The sequence below is a fragment of the Photobacterium sp. CCB-ST2H9 genome, from assembly GCF_023151555.2.
In the GTDB taxonomy this organism is placed as follows: domain Bacteria; phylum Pseudomonadota; class Gammaproteobacteria; order Enterobacterales; family Vibrionaceae; genus Photobacterium.
In genome coordinates this window covers 1,974,793-1,998,464 of the sequence record NZ_CP100425.1, presented here as the reverse complement: position 1 = coordinate 1,998,464, position 23,672 = coordinate 1,974,793, and the positions used below count along the sequence as shown (strand labels likewise).

The following is a 23,672-nucleotide window of genomic DNA, read 5'->3' as shown; positions in this document are numbered from 1 at the left end:
CAAAAAGATGCGGGAATCTTACCGACTTTCCTGATGAGCGGCTAGGTGCGGGCCTGTTTTCGTAACTGGACAAAAATGTTCAAACCGTAAATATTTTTGTACACACAATCCAATGCCCCGGAATGCTTTCTTCAGCGCAAGTAGCTTTGTTGACGGCAAGGTTTTGACTGCTGAGAAGCCTCTTCGTTAAAAGTCGGCTTAGTGTTATGACACATCCGCGAAGTTGGAGTATCTTGGTAAAAAAACAAGGGATTCGGATATGAACTGGAAACTCGCTGAGCAGGTGGCTAAACGGGCATTGGCAGACGGGAGTCTGATGCCCATTACGACGGAAGCAGAAACGATTGTGGAGCAGGGCGTCGATTATCTGGGTCATGTGGTCACAGAGAATGCAGGTAAAAAACTTCAGGGACTGATGTCTAAACCAGAGGCTAACCCGTTTCTGCCCTATGAAAAGTCGATGTATGTTTGTGAAGCGGGAGAACACCATGTTTGCCTGCTGAATAAGTATCCGGTGATCTCACCTCATTTGCTGATTTGCTCGAAAGATTTTGTACCGCAGGAGTCGCCGTTAAGCTGGGAAGACTGGCACGCCTGGTTAGGCGGTTTTACACAGCCGGATGTCTTTGGTTTTTATAACAGTGGTCCCTTAGCCGGTGCCAGCCAGCCACATCGTCACATGCAGCTGGTCCGCAGTGAAATCCCGCTGGAGAAAGTGATCGCCGGGGGAAAACTGCCGTTTCATCATTGTCTGTATCTGGTGGAAGCCATGACGACGGATGAACTGTATGAAGCTTATATGCAGGGAATGCATCGTTTGTCTTTGATTGAAGCGGGTGGGACCGTCTGTAAGCCGCATAATATTCTGCTGACTGAGCGATGGATGCTGATTTTGCCGCGTTCAGCAAATAATATTGAAGGCTTGTTTGCAAATGGAATGAATTACAGCGGCCGCTTTCTGGTGAAGAAGCCTGAGCAGCTGGTCTGGTTACAGCAGTATGGGCTGATGCGTTTTCTGTGTGAATGCAGCGAGTAATCCTTCACTGAATTGTCGTTAATTTTCATTCATACAGATAAAAAAACCCCAGCCTGAGCTGGGGTTCTTTATTGGTCCGTTAAGAAATGAATTATTTCTTAGCGTTACGCTCTTTAACTTCTGCGATTACTGCGTCAGCAACGTTTGCTGGACATGCAGAGTAGTGAGAGAACTCCATAGAGAACTGACCACGACCAGAAGTCATTGTACGCAGGTGACCGATGTAGCCGAACATTTCAGACAGAGGTACGTCTGCCTTGATACGAACGCCAGTTGTACCAGCAACCTGGTCTTTGATCATACCGCGACGACGGTTCAGGTCACCAATAACATCACCAACGTGATCTTCTGGAGTGAATACGTCAACGTGCATGATTGGTTCCAGCAGCTGTGCACCCGCTTTAGGCATAGACTGACGGAAAGCGCCACGTGCAGCAATTTCGAACGCTACAGCAGAGGAGTCAACTGCGTGGAAACCACCGTCGAACAGCTCAACTTCAACGTCCAGCACTGGGAAGCCAGCCAGAACACCAGTATTCATCATACCAGCGAAGCCTTTTTCGATTGCAGGCCAGAATTCTTTAGGAACGTTACCACCAACAACAGTAGAAACGAACTTGAAGCCAGAGTTTGGCTCACCTGGTTTGATACGGTAGTCGATCTTACCGAACTGACCAGAACCACCAGACTGCTTCTTGTGCGTGTAGCTGTCTTCGATTGCTTGAGTGATTGTTTCACGGTAAGCAACCTGTGGAGCACCAACAGTCAGTTCAACACCGTGAGTACGCTTCAGGATGTCAACTTTGATGTCCAGGTGCAGCTCACCCATACCTTTCAGGATGGTTTCGCCAGAATCTTCGTCAGTTTCAACCTGGAATGATGGATCTTCTGCGATCATCTTACCAAGTGCGATACCCAGCTTCTCAGAAGCACTCTTGTCTTTTGGAGCAACAGCGATAGAGATTACTGGATCTGGGAAGATCATTGGTTCCAGAGTACATTCGTGCTTCGGATCACACAGAGTGTGACCAGTCTGAACGTTCTTCATACCAACGATAGCGATGATGTCACCTGCTTGCGCAGAATCCAGCTCGTTACGGTCGTTAGCGTGCATTTCCACCATACGGCCAACACGCTCAGTTTTACCAGTCGCAGAGTTCAGGATGGTGTCACCCTTCTTCAGCTTACCAGAGTAAACACGGATGAAGGTCAGGGCGCCGAAACGGTCATCCATGATCTTAAACGCCAGAGCACGGAATGGTTCGTCAACAGAAACGGTAGCAACTTTACCAGTTGGCTCACCAGTTTCTGGATCAGTCAGATCCTGAGGGTCAACTTCTGTTGGGTTTGGCAGGTAATCAACAACAGCATCCAGCAGCAGCTGCATACCTTTGTTCTTGAATGCAGAACCACAGAAAGTCGGGAAGAATGCCAGGTCACGAGTACCTTTACGGATACAACGCTTCAGGTCTTCAACAGAAGGCTCTTCACCTTCCATGTATGCTTCCATCAGTGCGTCGTCTTGCTCTACAGCAGTTTCGATCAGCTCTTCACGGTAAGCTTCTACGTCATCAACCATATCCGCTGGGATTTCTTTGATTTCGTAGTTTTCTGGCTGGCCTGAGTCATCCCATACGTACGCCTGACGGTTCAGAACGTCAACCACACCCACGAAGTCATCTTCACGGCCGATTGGCAGAGTCATCACCAGAGGGTTAGCGCCCAGAACTTTCTTCACTTGCTCAACAACGCGGAAGAAGTCAGCACCCATACGGTCCAGTTTGTTTACGAAGATCAGACGAGATACTTCTGATTCGTTCGCGTAACGCCAGTTCGTTTCAGACTGAGGCTCAACACCACCAGAACCACAGAATACACCAACACCACCGTCCAGAACTTTCAGAGAACGATAAACTTCAACGGTGAAGTCAACGTGTCCCGGAGTATCGATTACGTTGAAACGGTGGTCTTTCCAGAAACAGGTCGTCGCAGCAGACTGGATTGTGATACCACGCTCAGCTTCCTGATCCATGAAGTCCATCGTAGAAGCACCATCGTGTACTTCACCCAGACGGTGAATTTTACCGGTCAGCTTCAGGATACGCTCAGTGGTAGTGGTTTTACCCGCATCTACGTGCGCGAAAATACCAATGTTTCTGTATTTAGATAGATCTGCCATTGTTTTTCTCTATATGAACAATTGTTGTCACATGTCAGGGTGGGGAGTATAGCACTACTTCCAAGTATCAGAACATAGATCTGAGTAATTTAATGATTATTCGCTGGCTTTTAACCCGTTGATGTTGGCCAGAAGCGAATGATTGCTCAAGAAAAACGCAAAAATTGGCACGATTATACGGAAATCTGGTGCATTGCGGGGCTGGATAGGCATGTCTTCCCGGTATTTTCGCATGAAGCGCAGTTTTGATTGCTTTCAAATTCGTTTTCAGGACAGATGCAATCAGAAGGACTCCTGGTTGAACTGGACAGATGAGTCTGTCCTGAGCCTTATTCTGTGCTGTCAGGATAGACGGACCATAAAAATAACTTTGATGATATGCCCAGTGATTCAGGCTGGCTATTTTCTTATGGTGTATATTTGTGGTACATGTCGGCTAATTGTTATTGACCATTCATACAATAATGAAAATAAAACAATTTTAAATGAATGGGTCAAATTAGTGGTTGAGGTGTTTTGGAGGGGATATGGAGAACCGATTAAAACGAAGCATGCCGTTGCTGGCCGGATTGCTGTGGGTGAGTGCGAACAGCTTTGCAGCTGATGTGGTTGAAAGTATAAGTTTAGTAGGTTTCGGAACGGCAAAGTATGCGCCGGATTTTAAACATTTTGACTATGTGAATCCCAGCGCCCCGAAAGGCGGCAGCATCACCTATGCCGAAGTCGGTACATACGACAGCTTTAACCGTTATGCATCCCGGGGGGTCTCAGTTGCGGGGGCAGATGAGATCTATGACACTCTGTTTACGTCTGCCAATGATGAAATCGACAGTTATTACCCCCTCATTGCTCAGAAAGTCCGTTATGCCGATGACTTTTCCTGGATGGAAATTGATGTGAATCCGAAAGCCCGGTTTCACGACGGTCAGTCAATTACAGCAAAAGATGTCGCTTTTACTTTTGATAAGTTCATGAAAGAAGGTGTGCCGCAGTTTCGTGTTTTTTATAAAGACGTGAAATCTGTGACTGCTATTTCTCCACTGACAGCCCGCATTGAGATGTCAGTCCCGAACCGCGAAAAGCTGTTCTCACTGGTTGAGGGAATGAATGTATTGCCGGAACATTTCTGGAAAGACAAAAAACTCAGCGAGCCTCTGACAGAACCTCCGGTCGGCAGCAGTGCTTATAAAATTACCAGTTATCAGGCCGGGCAGAGCGTGACTTATTCCAGGGTGAAAGACTATTGGGCGGCAGATCTGGCGGTGAATGTCGGGCGCCATAATTTCGATACGATCCGGTATGACTACTACCGGGATGACACGGTCACGCTGGAAGCATTTAAAGCGGGTGAGTACGACTTCCGGCAGGAAAATGTCGCGAAGTTCTGGGCCACGCTTTATGAAGGCACCAACTTTGATAATGGCTACATAAAGAAGGAAGAGATCCCTCACGAAATTCCTCAGGCAATGCAAGGTTTTGTGTTCAACACACAGCGCCCTGTCTTTCAGGATGCCAGAGTTCGTGAAGCACTCAATTATGCGATGGATTTTGAGTGGATGAACAAAACTCTCTTTTATAACCAATATACGCGTCCCCGGAGTTACTTCCAGAATACGCCTTATGAGGCCAAAGGATTGCCATCACCTGCGGAATTAAAGTATCTGGAGCCTCTTAAAGATAAAATTCCGCCACGTGTATTCACCGAAACTTATCAGCCGCCGGTGACAGACGGTTCCGGACGTATTCGTAAACAGGCCCGAAAAGCTTTTGCATTACTGAAAGAAGCAGGGTGGGAGCTGAAAAATCAGGTGATGACGAATGTGAAAACCGGTGAACCGTTCGCATTTGAATTATTGATCTACAGTCCGACGACTGAACGAATCGCGATTCCATTACAGAAAAATCTGAAGCAGATGGGCATCGACATGAAAATCCGGACCGTTGACACCACGCAGTACATCAAACGACTCCGTGATCGTGATTTTGATATGGTGTCTTCCGGTTACAGTGCGAACCCATATCCAACGCAAAACCTGCTGATTGCCTGGAACAGTAAATATCTGGACTCGACTTATAACACTGCCGGGGTTCAGGATCCGGCGATTGATTCATTGACAGAACAAATTGCTGTGCATCAGCAGGATCCGGAAGCACTGGCTGCGCTTGGCCCGGCTCTGGACCGGGTATTACAGTGGAATTTCTTTGTGATTCCGCAATGGTATCTGAGCACATTCCGTATTGCGACCTGGGATAAATTTGATCGTCCTGCCGTCCGGCCGAAATATGCGCTGGGCGTCGACACCTGGTGGGTTGATCAGGCCAAGGCAGCCAAACTGCCGGAAAAACGTCGTTAATCATGGGTTGAAAGCAGGTAAGCAGTATGACGGCATATATTATCCGGCGGCTTTTACTGGTGATCCCGACACTCTGGGCCATCATCACCATTAACTTTTTTGTGATTCAGATTGCGCCGGGCGGGCCGGTAGAACAGGCCGTAGCGCAACTGGAGGGCCACACGTCCGGCATTATGGAACGGTTCACCGGCGGTGGTCAGGAAGTCAAACCATCGGGCACAACGCAGGGTGAGGGCAATGGCAGCAGTGGATACCGGGGTTCGCGCGGACTTGACCCGGAAGTGGTTGCTGAAATCAGAAAACAATTCGGTTTTGATAAGCCGATGTGGGAGCGTTATGTCGACATGCTGACAAACTACGCCACATTTAATTTCGGAGAAAGCCTGTTTCGCGGCGGTAACGTGATTGATTTGATTATTGAACGTCTGCCCGTTTCTATTTCTCTGGGGTTGTGGAGCACGCTCATTATCTATTTTGTGTCCATCCCGTTAGGGATTGCGAAAGCGGTGAATCACGGCACTCGCTTCGATATCTGGAGCAGCGCACTGGTGATCGCCGGCTATGCAATCCCCGGGTTTCTGTTCGCCATCGTGCTGATCATCTTTTTCGCCAGTGGGAATTATGTCAGCTGGTTCCCGTTGCGGGGGCTCTTTTCTTCTGATTTTGATCAGCTCGCCTGGTATCAGCAAATCGGAGATTATTTCTGGCATTTGACCCTGCCGATTATCGCCATGGTGATTGGCGGTTTTGCCACGCTGACGATGCTGACCAAAAACTCGTTTCTTGATGAGATCAATAAGCAGTATGTCGTGACCGCCAGGGCGAAGGGGTTAGATGATCGCAGCATTTTATATAAGCATGTCTTTCGCAATGCCATGCTGATCATTATTGCAGGCTTTCCAAGCGCCTTTATCAGCATCTTTTTTACCGGCTCGATGTTGATTGAAGTGATGTTCTCACTGGAGGGGATCGGTCTGTTAGGGTTTGAATCAACCATTCAGCGCGATTATCCGATTGTGTTCAGCACACTCTATATCATGACCCTGTTGGGTCTGGTCATGAATATTATTTCTGACCTGACTTATACCCTGGTCGATCCGCGTATTGATTTCGAGGCCAGGTAGTATGGTGTTTCAGAAATTATCTTCCATGTTTTCATTGAATCCGTTGACACAGGAACGCTGGGCGAGATTTAAGGCGCACCGGCGTGGCTACTGGTCGCTCTGGTTTTTTGCGGTGCTTTTTCTGATCAGTTTATTTGCAGAAGTCATCGCCAATGACAAGCCTCTGCTGATCAGCTTTAAAGGCGACTGGTATTTTCCGATTGCCGAACAGTATGCCGAAACAGAGTTTGGCGGCGAATTTGCAACAGAAGCGGATTATACCGATCCCTATGTTCAGGACCTGATCAATGCCGACGGTTATATGATCTGGCCTGCGATTCGCTTCCATTACGACACGATTAATTACAACTTATCCGGCCCGGCACCTTCAGCGCCTGACAGTGTGAACTGGCTGGGGACGGATGATAAAGGTCGCGATGTTCTGGCGCGCATCATTTATGGTTTTCGGATATCGGTTTTATTTGGTTTTGCGCTGACACTGATTTCTACGGTGGTTGGCGTCATGGTGGGCGCAGGGCAGGGATACTATGGCGGCTGGCTGGATTTGTTCGGACAGCGTTTTATCGAAATCTGGTCGGGGATGCCGACGCTGTTTCTGCTGATTATTCTTTCCAGTTTCGTGGAGCCCAATTTCTGGTGGCTGCTCGGCATCATGGTGCTGTTCAGCTGGATGGGGCTGGTAGGTGTGGTGCGTGCTGAATTTCTGCGGTGCCGTAATCTGGATTATGTCCGTGCCGCACAGGCGTTAGGCGTCAATGACCGGCGGATTATGCTGCGCCATATGTTGCCGAATGCGATGGTGGCCTCTCTGACCATGATGCCCTTTATCCTCAGTGGTTCAGTGACCACGCTGACATCGCTGGACTTTCTCGGCTTTGGCCTGCCCGTGGGATCACCGTCTCTTGGTGAACTGCTGGCACAGGGGAAAACCAACCTTCAGGCACCCTGGCTGGGGCTGTCGGCCTTTGTTGTTCTGTCAATTATGCTGAGTCTGCTCGTGTTCATTGGTGAAGCCGTGCGTGACGCATTCGACCCTCATCAACAGTAGTGTTCAGGAAGTACCATGAGTGATGCACTGTTAACGATTCATAATCTGTCTGTGGGGTTTGTAAATGGCAAACCTGTTCGCCCCGTGACGGAACAAGTCAGCCTGACCATCAGGCGCGGAGAGACGCTGGCGCTGGTCGGGGAAAGCGGTTCGGGAAAATCCGTCACCGCCAATGCGATCCTTCGTCTGCTGCCGAAGGCGTCGGCACGTTATCTGGAAGGGCAGATTCTTTATGATGGTCTGGATACGCTGAAATGCAGCGAACGCCAGCTCAGGGGACTGCGTGGCGGAAAAATCGGGATGATTTTTCAGGAACCGATGATGTCGCTGAACCCGCTTCATAAAATCGGCCGCCAGTTGTGTGAAACCCTGGCGATACACCGGGGTGTTCGTCAGCGGCAGGCTGAAAAGCGCGCACTGAGCTGGCTGAAGAAAGTCGGGATCCGGAATCCGGAGCAACGGATGTATGCTTATCCGCACGAACTTTCCGGCGGCGAGCGGCAGCGGGTCATGATTGCCATGGCGCTGATTAATGAACCGGACCTGCTGATTGCGGATGAGCCGACGACAGCACTGGATGTGTCGGTGCAGGCGCAAATACTGGATCTGCTCAAGCAATTGCAGGAAGAAATGGGCATGGCGATGCTGTTCATTACCCATGATCTGAGCATTGTTCGTAAGATTGCAGACCGGGTTGCGGTCATGCAATTGGGTAAACTGGTGGAAACCAATACCCGGGAAATGATTTTTTCCGCCCCTTCGCATCCTTATACTCAACAACTGATTGCGGCCGATCCGCCTGGTGAGCCTGTGCCGGTTCAGGGCGATCCGGATGCGATGTTTGAAGTTGAAAAGCTGCGTGTCTGGTTCCCGGTAAAAGGCGGCATTATGAAACGTGTCATCGGGCATATTAAAGCTGTGACGGATGTCAGTTTTTTATTGAAACGGGGTCAGAGTGTTGGTCTGGTGGGGGAAAGCGGCTCCGGTAAATCGACGACGGGCATGGCAATTCTGAGGTTGCTCAGCAGTGAAGGCAGTATCCGGTTTGATGGTCAGGAAATCGGAGGTTTGAGCAGGAAGGGAATGCTGCCTTACCGGAGCCGGTTACAGGTAGTCTTTCAGGATCCGTTTTCTGCGCTCAACCCGCGTATGTCGGTTGCTCAGATTATTGGTGAAGGGCTCAAGGTACATCAGCATCTGTCAGAACAGGAAGAGGATGCCATGATCTGCCAGGCCATGCAGGATGTTGAGCTGGATCCGGCAACCCGGTTTCGTTATCCGAATGAGTTTTCCGGCGGGCAGCGGCAGCGGATTGCGATTGCACGGGCTCTGGTGCTGAAACCCGAATTCATTTTGCTGGACGAACCCACGTCATCACTGGACAGAACGGTGCAGTTCCAGGTCCTGAATCTTCTGAAAGAGTTACAGATGAAGTACGGGCTGAGCTACCTGTTCATCAGCCATGATCTGAATGTTGTCAAATCGCTATGCCATTACACATTGGTACTGAAAGATGGTCGCGTTGTTGAGCAAGGACCGACGCAGAAGCTGTTTCATCAGCCTGAAGCTGAGTATACGCGCGAACTCGTCAGCTTATCTGCAATGAGCTAAAACGCTCTTTCCCCCCTTTGAGAGGTGCGACAGGTTTTTATCCTGATCAGGCACCTCTTTTTCACAGATTGCCTCAGATGGATTATGCTTTAGTTACAGAATATTGTGCATAAAGATGCGCATAAAATGTGCCTTGTCGCATCCTTTATGCTGACTTACTGCACAATATTGAGATCTTTTCAGGTGGGGTTGGCTAATTGTTATACAAATTATTACAGGATGTAAGAGTCTTTATTGGAATATAATTTTATTGAACTACAATTGATTGGTGTAAAACACTGCTTGTTGTGTTTTTGTTATCATATGATGCTTTCAATGGGTGAATGAAGGCTGATGAAATAAAGTTCTTAACAATTAGATTACAATCTGAGTATTATACTGCTCGAGTTGTAACCATACAGACTATAACAGGGAGACTCATATGCAGTCATTGGTCGATTTTCTCAACGGAATAATATGGAGTCCGGCACTGATTTATCTTTGCCTGGGTGCCGGTTTATTTTATTCCATCACAACACGCTTCATGCAGGTCCGCCATATTGGTGAGATGGTTCGTTTGTTGTTCTCTGGCCAGAGTTCTGACAAGGGTATTTCTTCTTTCCAGGCACTGGCGGTATCACTTTCTGGTCGTGTCGGTACAGGTAACATTGCTGGTGTTGCTGCCGCAATCGGTTTTGGCGGTCCTGGTGCCGTATTCTGGATGTGGGTTGTTGCCTTCCTGGGTGCTTCAACGGCTTACTATGAGTCAACACTGGCTCAGATCTATAAAGAGGAAGATGAAGGTCAGTTCCGTGGTGGCCCGGCTTATTTCATTGAAAAAGCGATGGGACAAAAATGGTATGCGTGGGTCTTTGCAATCGCAACAATCCTGGCATGTGGTCTGCTTCTGCCTGGTGTACAGTCAAACAGTATCGGTAATGCAGTAGCGGCTGCGTTCGGTTCTGGTGAGATGATCGAAACCACTTTAGGTACATTCAGTTCTGCGAAGATCATCACCGGTGCAATTGTGTGTCTGGTTCTGGCTATCATCATCTTTGGTGGTGTGAAGCGTATCGCGCACTTTACCCAGATTATCGTTCCGTTTATGGCGCTGGGTTACATTGTGATGGCTTTCGTCGTCATTCTGCTGAACATTGATATGGTGCCGCATGTATTTGCAACCATTATTGGTGATGCCTTCTCGCCAATGGCAGGTGTGGGTGCAGCGATTGGCTGGGGTGTAAAACGTGGTGTTTACTCGAACGAAGCCGGTCAGGGTACAGGTCCTCACGCTGCAGCGGCAGCACAGGTTGATCACCCGGCACAGCAAGGTTTTGTACAGGCGTTTTCAATCTATATCGATACGCTGCTGGTTTGTAGTGCAACTGCATTCATGATCATCATTACCGGTGCCTTTAACGTACACGGTGCTGAAGGTGCATTCCTGGTACAGAATCTGCCTGCTGATATTGCAGCGAACAGCCCGGTATTTACGCAGATGGCGATTGAGACAGCAATGCCTGGTCTGGGTAAACCATTCGTAGCCATTGCGTTGTTCTTCTTCTCATTCACAACGATTCTGGCTTACTACTACATCGCAGAAACGAACATTGCTTACATCCACCGTACGATTCATGTTCCGGGACTGGTTTTCGCATTGAAACTGGTACTGCTGGGCTCTGTATTCTACGGCGCTGTGAAAACTGCGAACCTGGCTTGGGCAATGGGTGATGTCGGTGTAGGTCTGATGGCCTGGCTGAACATTGTCGGTATTCTGATTATCTTCTTCATGGCGAAACCTGCACTGAAAGCACTGAAAGACTATGAAGAACAGAAGAAAGCCGGTGTAACCGAATACGTATTTGATCCAGTCAAACTGGGCATTAAAGGCGCGGATTACTGGGAAGAGCGTATGAAGCGTAAAGGCCAGCAATCGCCAAATGTAGATGGTGAGGCTTCTTCTGCAGGAACAGCCAAATCAACATCATAATAAAATAGACAGACAGGAATGAATTCAAAGGCCAGCATGAGCTGGCCTTTGTGTTTTTGCCGCAAGGCGAAACTGCAAAACAGATTCTGCAACGCAGAGAAATATGCGTTTGGGTGTGTATGTGTTAAGGTCCCCTTAATAAACAAATTGTTACATTTGTTTTGTCGATGAAAACTGGAAATATCAGTGCCTCTGGTCGGCTCAGTGCAGACGAAACTGCTACGTCATCAACTCAAGGAAGCCTATGTTTGTTGTATCACTCACATATACTTGTGCGCTCAGTGAAGTAGAAAAACACCTGGATGCGCATATCGCTTACCTGGAACAGCAGTATGCTGCCGGTGTCTTTCTGTTGTCAGGAAGGAAAGAGCCCCGAACCGGAGGTGTCATCCTGGCAAATGCAGAAAACCGTGTAGCTTTAGATCAAGTGTTGCTGGCCGATCCTTTCCGCCAGCATGGGCTGGCAATCTATGAAATCACCGAGTTTATCCCGACCAAAACCAGTGAAGCCCTCTCTTTTCTGAAGCAATCGCTGTAACTACGACGGCCTGAAATCGTGTTTTAGTCAGCGATTTTAAGTATGACTCTTTTCAGCACGCAGAGAGGGTGAGGTCAATTCATCATGCTGCGTTCGACCAAATGATATGAATGACCATGTGAGTCTGGAGGAATAGGATGTATCAGATAGCTATTGTTATTTTTGATGATTTTACCGATGTCGATTTTTTCCTGTTGCGGGATATTCTGGGGAGAAAGTCATCGGACTGGACTGTAAAAGTACTGGGAACAAAGTCGGTGCATACTTCAACCTTGGGTATGGAAGTTAAAACAGATGGTCATCTTGCTGAAGTGTCTGACGCGGATACTGTTTTATTCTGCAGTGGCTATAAAGGTGTGCCTGCGGCCCTGAACAATCCTGAATTTATGTCTGCTTTGAAACTGAATCCTCAGCAGCAGCTGATCGGTTCGATCTGTGCCGGGGCTTTTATTCTGGCTAAACTCGGGCTTCTGGATGGCGTGCCGGCAACAACCCATCCGGATGCAAAGCCAGCCCTTGAAGCGGAAGGCGTATGTGTACTGGATAAAGCACTGGTCGTGAATGGCAATGTAGCAACGGCTGGCGGATGCTTGTCTCAGATGTATCTGACAGGCTGGCTGATTGAGCGATTGTATGATGCCGATAAGCGCCGAGCGACACACCGACAACTGATTCCAGCGGGGCAGTCTGAGATATTCGATAAACTCATTACCCAAACAATTGCTGAAGCCTGATTTGTATAAGGCAGACGTGACTATCGTGACGTCTGTCTTTTGAGTGTGGCTTTGTGTGACATCCAGTTGCTGTACAACATCTCTGCCTATATTTCCGCCTATATTTCCGATAAGACAAGTGACTGATTAAAAATGAATTTTTTACTGATTCGCTCTGGTGGGAATCCCTGTGTCCATGTTAAGTTCCTGAATGGAAAATAAAATAGTGTTGGATAAATAGGTGAGGAAATCACGGATGAAGTTAGAAACCCAACAACTGATCATGACACCAATCACGCAAGCAGACTGGTCACTTTTTTATGCGTTGCATGTTACCCCTGTTGTGATTGAAAAATGTTTTGATGCACCTGCAGAATACGAATTGAAAACCAGGTTTGAATCACGTCTGAACGGCTGGACGCCAGAAAGTGATGGCTGGCTGACACTGGTGATTACAGAAAAGCAGACGCATCAAAAAGTCGGAATTACCGGATTCATTCTTAAAGATGGGATTGCGGAAGTGGGGTATCTGTTCATGCCTGAGTATTACGGCAAAGGCTATGGGACAGAATCCCTGCGCGCCGTGATCAACTGGGCTGAAGATGAATGTGGTCTGGATGCCTTTCAAGCGGTGGTCACGGAAGGAAATATTGCATCTGAGCGCGTGCTGGAAAAGTGCGGTTTCACGTTACAGGAAAAAATTCCTGAAGCTTACGAAATTGGCGGTAAACGTTATGCGGACCATATTTACCTGAGACGCTGAAATTCGTTCGTGTCAGAACCCTTATCCGGACATTTCCACACGGGATAGAACAATGATGCCGCCAGATAATTAATCTGGCGGCAAAACACAGCTTAAACCGTAAACTGTCTCATCAGATCATTCTGCTCTCGGACATTCTGAATCTGTGTTTCCATGGCAACACTGGTTTCACTGGCGGTTTCAGCTACCTGAACCGACAGATCTTTAATGTTGATGGTGTTACCGTTAATGTCTTCAGCGACCAGACTTTGCTCTTCTGCTGCAGAAGCAATTTGTATATTCATATCATTAATTTGCTGAATGGCCTCACGAATGCTTGAAAGGGCATCATCCGCTTCCTGTGCCATAGCCACCGTGCTGCTGGCGGTGTTTTTACTCAGCGCCATTGTGCTGGTTGCTGAGCTTGCGCCCGCCTGAAGCTGTTCAATCATCTGGCGGATTTCTGTGGTCGATTGTTGGGTACGTTGGGCCAGCGTGCGGACTTCGTCAGCAACCACGGCAAAGCCACGGCCTGAATCACCCGCCCTTGCTGCTTCAATCGCCGCATTCAGTGCCAGCAGGTTGGTTTGATCGGCGATGTCATTAATGACCTGAAGAATACGCTCAATATTCCCGGTTGCAGACTCCAGTTCTCTGACCACATCAACGGCCTGATCGATTTGATCCGACAGATCGTGAATCGATACGGATGTACGGGAAACGACATTGCTGCCTTGTTGTGCGGCTTCTTCGGCTGCAGAAGCTGCAGACGCGGCGCTTTGTGCGTTGTCAGCGACATTGGCAGAAGTGGAAGCCATTTCATTCATGGCCGTGGCCAGTTGTTCCAGTTGCTGCAGCTGGCGGTTCATGGCTTCTGCGGAACGATTCGCACCCTCTGCGGTGAGTTCCGTGCCTTGCATGATGTCGCGGCTTAAGGTTTGTGAACGGATAATCTGTTGCTGCATCCGTTCTGCAAACTGATTAAAGCTTTGTGCCAAAGTGGCAAATTCTGGTTCAGCATCGGTGTTGAGACGCTGTGTCAGATCAGCCTGACCGGAAGAGATGTTTCTCATGGCCTGGTTAATCACGTCCAGTGGACGCATCAGGCGTTTCACCATCAGGAAAACTGCTACACAGCCAAATGCAATGAACAGCAGTGAATACACAATCGCATTTTGCTTAATTTGGTTCACGGCCGCAAAAGCGATGTCTTTTTTCAGTACAGCACCAATATACAGATTCTGACCATCTACTTTATGGAAGCTGACGTTCACAGATTCGTTATCCAGCTCAGTATCAATGGGTTTGTCTGATACCTTTAATCCCGGATAAGTTTCAGACAGTATTTTACCGTTATTCTTCTTATCCGGGTGGGCAATGATGGTGTCTTTGCCAGATATCAGGAAAAGATAACCTGCATCAAACAGGGAGGCCTGGTTGATGAGGCTGGCCATTTTACTCATGCTGACGTCGAAGAAAATGGCGCCTGCAAATTTACCGCTTTGTTTGATTGGCGCAGCAAAAGAAACCAGAATTTCATTGGTGACTGAATCGCGGTAGGCGGATGTGATGATCATATGCCCGGCGTCTCTGGCCTGTGTATACCAGGGGCGTTTGCGAGGATCCCAGCCTGCGGAAGGCTGCCAGCTTGGATCACTGATGATGTAGGAGCCATCTTTCTCGAAACCGACACCAGTCAGTTCAAAAGTGTTTGCTAAAACGGATTGACCGATAACGGTACGAATGTTTTCAGGAGAGAAATTTTGTTCGACAAGGCTGGTTGTCATATTTGCTAATTTGGTACGGCTGGCGATCTCGGTGACCAGCGTTTGGTTCACGCCGGAAACGATCTCATTGATGCTGCTGCTGACTAACTTGTTGACATCATCTCTGGTGTGAACGTACTGGATACCTGAAAGTAATACTAAGGCGGCGAACAGTATTGCCGACGAAGTGGCAACGATCTTGTGGCTAAACTTCATTGGGTCCCTCAACTACTGCTTTGAATGTTTTTGTCCTTCTATTGTCGTCCCGCAGCAAAAAAGCCTTAATAGCGAAAATTTGTATTTGTGATGCATGAATGTTTTTTGAGAATCATTTTGTGAGGAATAATACATTTGACGCTAGTGAAGAATATTGTGCGGATTGAAAAGGGCAGCCGAAGCTGCCCTGAAAGTATACAACGAGAGGAATATTGTCAGTCGATTAGGCTATATTCATTGCGCAGGACTGTGATGATTTCTTCTTTGGGATTACCACCCAGGACAATTTTCTTGCCGGTAATCTTTTCAGCAATACCTGTATAAATGCGGGACACCTGCATCAGTACTTCTTTCGGCAATGCGTTATCACGTGCTAGTGCCTCACGTTCATTCATACGATCTTTATTCAGCAGAATATCCGGATCCGGGAAGTGGTTCAGCAGTAACTGCCGGAAGTCTTCTTTTGAGTTTTCAACAATCTGACCTTCACGGTAAGCCGGGCCGTCCCAGATACGGGAAGAGTCCGGCGTGCCAACTTCGTCCATATAGATCATTTTTTCTTTACCACTGGCATCGGTGACATAGCCGAATTCGAACTTGGTATCGACAAAAATCTGATCCAGTTGAGCCAGGGCATCACTGATCACGCCAAAACCTTGTTTCAGCAGCGTTTCGTAATGGTCTATGTCTTCAAGTTTACTGAAGTTGAAGGCTTTGAAATTGTTCAGCAGATCGTTGCGGGTGACATTGACATCATCAACCGCAGGCACACCCGGAATACCGTGCAGGATGCCTTTTGTAGATGGGGTGATCAGTAACTCTGGCAGTTTCTGATCTTTTTGCAGACCATCCGGGACTGCAATGCCGCAAAACTCACGGTCGCCATTGGCATATGCGCGCCACATTGAACCCGTAATATACTGACGACAAATGGCTTCTACTTTGATTGGACGCGCTTTCTGCACTATCCAGACGAAGGGGTGCGGGATATCCAGAATATGGCTGTCTGCCAGACCCTGCTCACGGAACAGGCGGAACCAGTGGTTTGAAATCGCATTCAGGGCGGCACCTTTTCCCGGAACGCCTTTCAGGCCGCCTTCACCGTGCCAGATACAGTCGAATGCAGAAATGCGATCGCTGATGACCATAATTGCCAGCGGGGCATCCGGGCTGACATCATAGCCTTTCTCCTGGATCAGGCGGCGGCTGTCAGCTTCAGTCAGCCAGTAAACGGAGCGTACTTTACCGCTGTGAACCGGCTGGTCGGTACGGATTGGGAGATCATCATTTACAGCGAGAACTTGATCAGCAAGGCTCATGGTGAAGTTCCTATTTCAAGAGTCAATTCGATGAAAATTACTGGCAGGGGGCGAAACCTCCTGTTGGCGAGGCAGATAATAGCAGAAGTCATTTTGCCTTTCAGCAAAAAAGCAAACGTTTGCCTTGGTGTTTTTCTGACTGATGGTTAATCCGGCAATCCCTGAAAATTCAGCAGAAATCGCAAAGACAGAGCAGAGGTTCGTGTATGGGACGAAATTATGGCAAAATCGCGTCCCTTCATCTTTCAGGCCACGGCGTATTCAACATGCATTTTACTTCTGAACAGCAGCGTTTTATTCAGCATGAAGAAGGAAATGCCTTATGTATTGCCGGTGCAGGCACAGGTAAAACAACGACGCTGGTTGGCCTGATTCAGTCACAGCTTCTCAAGCGGCCAGCCCAGGAAATGCTGGTGCTGATGTTCAACAGTGATATCCGGCGTGACTTTCAGCGGAAGCTGGCGCAGGCGGGTGTTGAACAGCCTGTGCCCGTGCATACCTTTCACAGTTTTTGTCTGAGTGTGCTGAACCAGTCCGGTTATCTGGCGGAATCGGGCTTCAGAGTCGATTTCAACCCGGGTGAAAACGATAAAAGTCTGGCAAAGCAGGTGCTGCGACAAATGGCCGGCAAAGAAACGGCTTACAGCAAGCAGCAGCAACTGAAAGAGCCGAAAACGCTGGAATTGCTGCTGAGTTTTGTGGGGCTGGTGAAAGCGCATATGCTGCCACCGGCTGAAGTCTTTGCGATGGCCGGAATTAACAGCGATTACCGTTTTATTCTGCAGGCTTTTCAGGCCTTTGAGCATTTACGGCAGGCACAGCGGTTGCTGTTTTTTGACGATTGGCTGGTCACCGTGGTTGGTCTGCTGGAACAAAATATCAGCCTGAGGGCGCGTTATCAGCATCAGTGTCGGCTTTTGGTTGTGGATGAATTTCAGGACATCAACAATGCACAGTACCGCCTGCTGAAACTGTTACTCGGGGACGGCTGCCAGCTGGTGGCTGTCGGCGATGTGGATCAGTGTATTTACACCTGGCGGGGCAGTGCGCCTCAGTTTATGCTCAACTTTGAGCGGGACTTCGCACCTGCGACTGTCTATACCCTGTCTCAGACCTTTCGTTTCGGGCACAGTCTGGCCTTGGCTGCCAGTCATTTGATTGCACATAACCAGGCCCGTTTTTCTGATTTTCTGACGGTTCCTTCGGAGGCTGTGTCAGATACGCAGGTCAGCCTGACTGGTTCGCCACGTCAGGTCGGAGAAATTGTGACCGCAATACAGACACACCTTGAGCAAGGCGGCAAGCCGGGCGATGTGGCGATTCTGGTCCGGCGCTGGTCCCAGACGTTGCTGTTTGAACTGGCGTTTCTCAGCAAACAAATTCCATACCAGATGCCAGTGCCGTCTGTCCTGGCCAACAGCAGGGAAGTCCGGTTGCTGATGGAAGTCATGCAGCTTGCTGTGGGACGTTTTGAACAGATGGCTGATCAGGATCGTTCGACGCTGATGTTCAGTCTGATGTCGTTTCCGCATTGTTATGTGCCGAATAAGGAACTGAAACCGCTGTGTGACCAGCTGGCGAAAATGAACAGCAAGGCCTGGACCGGGTTTGCAGAACGTCATGGTCAAGCGAACCCGAATCTCAAACTGGACAATCTGATTGAGCGGCTGGATTTACTGGGGCGTCTGCAACGCAAAGGTAGCCAGAAGGCGTTTGACGTTTTTGAGCAGTATCGCCGGGAAAGCGGGCTGGACAGCTGGATATGGAAAACAGAAGCAACAGCCAGTGAAATCGAAGAAGCGATTGACCGGCTGGATGCGGTTTCAACCGTACTGGAAACGATGGACCAACGGTGTGAAAAAGCGCTGCAATATTTCGAATTTTATTCGGCTCAGTCCAGACAGGTCAGTACGGAGCGAAGCGCACAGCCAGCGCAATCCGAAAGTATCCAGGTGACCACAATTTTCCGGGCAAAAGGATGTGAGTATGACCGGGTCTATCTGCCGTTTTGGGATAAAGATGCGTTCCCTTACCGTAACCCCGCGGCGACAGACATGAAAACAGATCAGGAAGAAGAGCGACGTCTCGCTTATGTGGCACTGACCCGTGCGAAAGATTTTGCCGCTGTGTATTACACAGATACAGAAAAAAAAGGGAAGCGCAATGCCAGCGCTTTTGTCAGAGAAGCGGCGATCGAACTGGCCGGAAGCATCGGGCCGTTGTTATACCAAGCCGGAGATTTACCTGCAGCCGGGACGCCAGTGACAGAAAAATATTATGCGAGGGTGGGGCGGACAGAAGATGTGCCTGCTCCGAAACAGCCAGAGCAAGCCCGGAGTGATACCAGCCGGGTTGCGGTGAACCCGGGTATCGCCGGATACAGTTATCGCTGGGCGATTGAACAGCCGTTACCGGAGAATGCTGAAAAAGTGATTCGTTCACTGGTCAGAACGAAAAATGCCCGATATCTGGACACTGAAATCACCCGTTTGCTGCGAGAACTGGAAAAAGCGCAGTCCGGTAAGCAATCTGTGCTCGAAAAACGCCTCATTGCTGTGGCGCATGCGCGTCGTCAGGCGCTTCGCTGAGCTGTAACACCTGCAGTTTTCGTTGTAACTGATGCAGCATGACGGATGCATCAGGCTCAGTTGCGTTCAGCCCGGAAACTAAAGTCATGAAGTAACAATCCATCATCACGGCAGCCATATCCGGGTTGTGGTTCTCTTCCTGAGCAAAAAGCTGATGACGAAAGGCATCCAGCTGCTGCTCAAATTCTTCCTGCTGCCAGATTAATTCTCTGAATAACTCCCGGCTGAAGTCGGCTTCACTGCAGTAAAAAGCGTACAGATGGTTTGCGTAGTGGATGAGCTTTCCTTGCGGGTGGGTATCGGGTTCTTCAGCTTTCGCATTTTTCAAAACCATATCGATTTGTTGCATCAGCCCTGCTTTGAGCAGCGAGAGCTTGGATGGAAAATGGCTGAATACAGTCCCGGCTGCAACGCCAGCCTGTTCCGCAATAAGACGAGTGGTCGTGTCCTGATACCCGGTTTGACGAAACAGCTGCCAGGCTGCCTGTAAAATTTTAAGGCGGGTTTGTTCTCTTTTATTCATCTGTGGCTGTGCCCGGTTAAGATCCTGCTTTTGCCACCATAATAACGCATCGGGAAAAAAGTATCAGTGATACCCTTGAAAATTGAGCGCGCTCAAATTAGCATAAATGAGCGCGCTCAATTTTATTTCAGGGGTACAGATGATGATGAACACAATCTTTTTCTTCAGAGCTATTTTGTTAACGGTACTTCGCTATACCGTATATCTGCCTTTTCTGGCGTTCTACTGTTTTGTTGTGGGGCCTGTCGTGGGGGGAGTCTTATTAGTCGGCGGTGTTGCGTTTGTATCTTTGATCCTTGGCCCGAGCACGGCAGTGACTGAGCTCAGAAAGGCTTATGGTGAATCGGAATCCCGTCCAGCCGCGGTACATCACTAACGAAGAGGTGTGCAGCACCTCAGTTTAAGAGTCAGCCATGCGGAAGCATGGCTTTTTTACGGCCCCCGACATTTATGAACCATTCCTTAACGGTCGCTTTTTTATAGGGTTAAAGCGAAAGGAAGGGCTTGTTATGTGGATTCGGTGGTTGCTGATTTTGCAACTCTGCAGTTTTCTCTGTGCTTGTGCGTCATCCAAAATCCATTGGCGTGATATTTCACGTGAAGCAGTTTCAACAAATGAAGATCAGTTGTCGTTATGTTCTCAGCTCTATCAGGATGAGCAACAGATCCAACAGTGCAAGGTCGAAATGTCGGCTTTACTTCGTGCCAGACAGTTATGTCATGCCGACTCAAACCCTGCCTACTGTGTCCGGATGGCTGAATATACATGGCGGCATTATAAAGATCATGTGCTGACGGAAGTGCCGGATATCCGGCATGCGACTAGTTATCCGGTCATGTGCGGTTATCAGGAAAAGTTGGTTGTGCCTTGCGCAAAGGATAACTAATTCAATTAATTTCATCATAAAGTTTAATATCACCGTTCAGTGGGTCGTTACATCTAACTGATACATTCATCTGCCAGTGCAGATAGATGTTGAACGGTATAAGAATGGGCATAAAAGCCCAGTTAGTTGTGATGCTTGGCTGCCTTGTGCAGCCTTTTTTTGTTGCCCGGCCAGCATTGCCCAAACCCTGCACACCTGATATGTTTCTCGCTGCATATCATTTTCATCTGTCGTCAGATGAGATCCACAACTTCATGACTGCGCTTTCAGGGAGGAAGTATGCCGCTATCAGACTTGCTGCATGAGCTGGAAATTTTGGGTGAACAGAATGATGCGAGTGAAACGAACCGAGCCAAAAAACTGCTGAATATCACCCGTGACACAGGTGAGTTTCTGGCTGTCATGGTGAAGGCTTCCAAAGCGGAGCTGGTGCTGGAAATCGGCACTTCAAACGGATATTCCACGCTTTGGCTGGCATCAGCGCTTCCGGCATCCGGCAAAGTTGTGACGGTTGAAAAGCTTGCTGATAAAGCTCAGATGGCAGCCGAGAACTTTGCCCGCGCAGAACTGCAGGATCGCATTGTGCAGGTTCAGGCTGACGCCGGCGAATTTCTTCGTGGCAACCAGCAGATGTTCGATCTGATTTTTCTGGATGCTGATCGTTCATCATATCTGGCGTATGCAGATGACCTTTTAAGCCGATTGTCTTCAGGCGGGGTACTGGTGTGTGACAATGCCATGTCACACCGGCATGAACTGGAAGACTTTATGGCCTATTTAAGTACCAAAGACACGTTGACGTCTTGCCTGTTACCGGTCGGAAAGGGTGAATTTGTCGTCCACAAAGCCTGATGCTGCTGTTGAATCAAGGAATGAAACATGAAGTCAAAAGATATCGCCACAGCGTTGCTGGTTGTTCTGATTTGGGGCGTGAATTTTTCTGCGATTAAAATCGGTCTGGAAACACTGCCACCCATTTTATTTTCTGCATTACGGTTTGCTGTGGTTGCGTTACCGGCTGTCTTTTTTGTGCCTTTTCCAAAGACATCGGTGTTCAACGTACTTGGCGTCGGGCTGTTTCTCGGTGTATTGAAATTCGGGCTGTTATTTATCGCAATGAAAGCGGATGCATCGGCAGGTTTATCTTCCCTGATTTTGCAGGCGCAGGTATTTTTTACGATTGGCCTGAGCGTGTTGCTCTACAAAGAAGCGATCGGCAAGCATCATGCCATAGGAATCTTGATTGCGAGCACAGGCTTCAGCTTATTTCTGATGGAAAGTGGCGGAAATATCACTGTCCTGGGTCTTGTGATGATCCTTGCGGCTGCCTTCTGCTGGGCAATTGCGAACAGCATTATGAAACGTATGAAAGGGGTGAACCTGTTACATTTTATGGTCTGGGTGAGTCTGGTTCCGCCGGCTCCGTTGCTCGTCATTTCTTACTTCACAGAAACATCTGACCCAATTTCGTTATTACTCGCAGCAAAAACAGAGACCTGGCTGGCAATATCCTATGTCAGTTATATTTCGACCCTCCTGGCGTTTGCTTTATGGGGACACTTACTGAAGAGTTATCCTGCTGCCACAGTCACTCCTTTTGCCTTGCTGATCCCTGTGGTCGGGATGATTACAGCGGCTTTGCTGCTTGGTGAGCGAATGGCAGAATCAGAAATTTTAGGTGCGGGGTTCATTTTTCTCGGTCTGGCTGTGTGTGTCTTGGGAGGCCGGTGGTTCAGGGCTAAGGCTGAAGTAATTCCTGGTGAATCTTAGTGGGGTAAAAGACGGTCAGAAGGGGATGTCGTGGCCTGGAAAATAAAGAGAGTCCGATGAATCTGATATTTGAACGTCAGTATATGTTGCCTGCCTGGATATTCATCTGGATTATTGCATTGATTGTGTTCGCCGATCTGTTTTTTCTTCGTGCGCCACCCAGTACGGTGATGGTTTATTCCGCAATATTGAAGGATTCAGGAAAAGGCATACCTGCGAGTTAGGCATCGTTCAGAATAAGGTCCTGGTAAGAAGAAGTGTCGATGCGGGAAATTGTAAAACTGTCCAAAACAGGATGCCATTCTTTTAGAGCGATCATTGCTTCTTGAACGATGGGTCGATATGCGTGACATGAATAATAAGAAATTGTCTGGTTTTATTCTGGAAAACAGGCTGCTGACAGATATCTTATTTTGTCTGATGGCATTCATATTACCTTTCATGATGAAGATGAAATGGTTTGAGTCTTACCTTCAGACGATGAATGTATGCTTCCTCATTGAAGGGTTTGCGGCGTTTTATTTTCTAATTATCTTTATCAGTTAAAGGTGTTTCAAATGGAAACCATGATTACTCGCGCTGTTTCACTGAGGTGGGAAGGGGAACATCTGGCATCCAGAGCATTACTTTTTACCTTAGTTGAGAACCAATCACCGTACGCTCCACAGGCACATTTGCATATCGCCTGGTCCTATGACAATGAGGGAAAAGAAAAAGAAGCGGTCCTGCATTATGAACTTGCACTGGCAGGAGAATTGAGTGTTTTGGATCGATTCGAAGCATTGTTTGGATTAGCCTGTACTCATCGTTGTTTGGGAAATTATGACGATGCACTGGATTATTTTAAGCAAGTTATTGCAGAGTATCCTGATGCGGATGAAATAAAACCATTCTATGCGATGTGTTTGTATCATTTAGGCAGACATAAAGAAGCGATGGAAATTGTACTGAGGTTACTTGTCGAAAAAACAAACAGTCCTTCCATTAAGAAATATGAGCAGGCAATTCTGAGGTATGCGTCTGATCTGAATAGGAAATGGTAAGTGATTATTGAATGATATTCCTATTTGCATCATATGAATGGACAGAGAATAATTGCCAAAACTGATGAGAATCATGTATCCTTTTGCTTCCTGATGAAAGAGACATATAAACGGACGGATAAATCAGTTCAGTCAGCAGGAATTGGATGCAGTATATTTCATACAGATTGTGGTGTGCATTCAGAAGCTTTCAAGACGTATTTGTACTGTCATAAACCAATGCTAGGATGCTGCAATTCGTTTATG

The 23,672-nt window shown here is 48.2% G+C and carries 19 protein-coding genes; 15 read left to right on the top strand and 4 right to left on the bottom strand.

All coding sequences use genetic code 11. The features are described 5' to 3' along the window. Positions 1-259 precede the first annotated feature (259 nt). Positions 260-1,036: a DUF4922 domain-containing protein gene (locus L4174_RS09260; RefSeq protein ID WP_248140485.1), complete on the top strand. Its 777-nt coding sequence runs from the start codon at positions 260-262 to the stop codon at positions 1,034-1,036. A gap of 91 nt (positions 1,037-1,127) precedes the next feature. On the opposite strand, the gene fusA is transcribed toward L4174_RS09260, so the two are convergent. Continuing rightward, entirely contained in the window at positions 1,128-3,215 is a 2,088-nt protein-coding gene (fusA, locus tag L4174_RS09255) for an elongation factor G (RefSeq protein ID WP_248140484.1), read from the bottom strand. Positions 3,216-3,766: 551 nt separating this feature from the next. On the opposite strand from fusA, the gene L4174_RS09250 reads away from it, so the two are divergent. From L4174_RS09250 to L4174_RS09215, 8 genes are all read left to right on the top strand, one after another. Next, entirely contained in the window at positions 3,767-5,569 is a 1,803-nt protein-coding gene (locus L4174_RS09250; protein WP_248141667.1) for an extracellular solute-binding protein, read from the top strand. Between the two features lie 26 nt (positions 5,570-5,595). Further along, entirely contained in the window at positions 5,596-6,693 is a 1,098-nt protein-coding gene (locus tag L4174_RS09245; RefSeq protein WP_248140483.1) for a microcin C ABC transporter permease YejB, read from the top strand. Between the two features lie 25 nt (positions 6,694-6,718). Continuing rightward, complete coding sequence (locus L4174_RS09240) at positions 6,719-7,741, top strand: ABC transporter permease (RefSeq protein ID WP_248140482.1); 1,023 nt, start codon at positions 6,719-6,721, stop codon at positions 7,739-7,741. A 15-nt stretch (positions 7,742-7,756) separates the two neighbouring features. Further along, positions 7,757-9,352, top strand: a complete 1,596-nt coding sequence (locus L4174_RS09235; protein WP_248140481.1) for an ABC transporter ATP-binding protein — start codon at positions 7,757-7,759, stop codon at positions 9,350-9,352. Between the two features lie 421 nt (positions 9,353-9,773). After that, positions 9,774-11,321, top strand: coding sequence for a sodium:alanine symporter family protein (locus tag L4174_RS09230; protein ID WP_248140480.1), 1,548 nt, complete (start codon positions 9,774-9,776; stop codon positions 11,319-11,321). A gap of 244 nt (positions 11,322-11,565) precedes the next feature. Then, a complete protein-coding gene (locus L4174_RS09225) occupies positions 11,566-11,859 on the top strand; it encodes a YciI family protein (RefSeq protein ID WP_248140479.1) in 294 nt (97 codons plus the stop codon). A 137-nt stretch (positions 11,860-11,996) separates the two neighbouring features. Next, the gene (locus L4174_RS09220) at positions 11,997-12,593 is read left to right on the top strand and encodes a DJ-1/PfpI family protein (protein ID WP_248140478.1); all 597 of its coding nucleotides are present in this window, start codon (positions 11,997-11,999) and stop codon (positions 12,591-12,593) included. Positions 12,594-12,828: 235 nt separating this feature from the next. Further along, the gene (locus L4174_RS09215; protein ID WP_248140477.1) at positions 12,829-13,335 is read left to right on the top strand and encodes a GNAT family N-acetyltransferase; all 507 of its coding nucleotides are present in this window, start codon (positions 12,829-12,831) and stop codon (positions 13,333-13,335) included. A gap of 92 nt (positions 13,336-13,427) precedes the next feature. Here the strand turns inward: L4174_RS09215 and L4174_RS09210 are convergent, their stop codons facing one another. Next, positions 13,428-15,296: a methyl-accepting chemotaxis protein gene (locus L4174_RS09210; protein WP_248140476.1), complete on the bottom strand. Its 1,869-nt coding sequence runs from the start codon at positions 15,294-15,296 to the stop codon at positions 13,428-13,430. Between the two features lie 215 nt (positions 15,297-15,511). After that, positions 15,512-16,615 (bottom strand): phosphoribosylaminoimidazolesuccinocarboxamide synthase, encoded by a 1,104-nt coding sequence (locus L4174_RS09205; RefSeq protein ID WP_248140475.1) that lies wholly within the window; start codon positions 16,613-16,615, stop codon positions 15,512-15,514. A 206-nt stretch (positions 16,616-16,821) separates the two neighbouring features. On the opposite strand from L4174_RS09205, the gene L4174_RS09200 reads away from it, so the two are divergent. Beyond that, entirely contained in the window at positions 16,822-19,203 is a 2,382-nt protein-coding gene (locus L4174_RS09200; RefSeq protein ID WP_371929327.1) for an ATP-dependent helicase, read from the top strand. On the opposite strand, the gene L4174_RS09195 is transcribed toward L4174_RS09200, so the two are convergent. Beyond that, on the bottom strand, positions 19,163-19,726 hold the full coding sequence (locus tag L4174_RS09195; protein ID WP_248140474.1) for a TetR/AcrR family transcriptional regulator: 564 nt from the start codon (positions 19,724-19,726) through the stop codon (positions 19,163-19,165). The two genes, L4174_RS09200 and L4174_RS09195, sit on opposite strands and share 41 nt — an antisense overlap. 139 nt (positions 19,727-19,865) lie before the next feature. Between L4174_RS09195 and L4174_RS09190 the strand changes: the two genes are divergently transcribed. The 5 genes from L4174_RS09190 to L4174_RS09170 all read left to right on the top strand — a co-directional run bounded on the left by L4174_RS09190 (position 19,866) and on the right by L4174_RS09170 (position 23,426). Beyond that, positions 19,866-20,102: a hypothetical protein gene (locus tag L4174_RS09190; RefSeq protein ID WP_248140473.1), complete on the top strand. Its 237-nt coding sequence runs from the start codon at positions 19,866-19,868 to the stop codon at positions 20,100-20,102. 133 nt (positions 20,103-20,235) lie between these two features. Further along, positions 20,236-20,613 (top strand): hypothetical protein, encoded by a 378-nt coding sequence (locus L4174_RS09185; protein ID WP_248140472.1) that lies wholly within the window; start codon positions 20,236-20,238, stop codon positions 20,611-20,613. Positions 20,614-20,892: 279 nt separating this feature from the next. Continuing rightward, positions 20,893-21,465, top strand: a complete 573-nt coding sequence (locus tag L4174_RS09180; protein WP_248140471.1) for an O-methyltransferase — start codon at positions 20,893-20,895, stop codon at positions 21,463-21,465. A 27-nt stretch (positions 21,466-21,492) separates the two neighbouring features. Then, positions 21,493-22,383, top strand: a complete 891-nt coding sequence (locus L4174_RS09175) for an EamA family transporter (RefSeq protein ID WP_248140470.1) — start codon at positions 21,493-21,495, stop codon at positions 22,381-22,383. Between the two features lie 557 nt (positions 22,384-22,940). Continuing rightward, positions 22,941-23,426: a tetratricopeptide repeat protein gene (locus L4174_RS09170; RefSeq protein ID WP_248140469.1), complete on the top strand. Its 486-nt coding sequence runs from the start codon at positions 22,941-22,943 to the stop codon at positions 23,424-23,426. Positions 23,427-23,672: the final 246 nt, after the last annotated feature.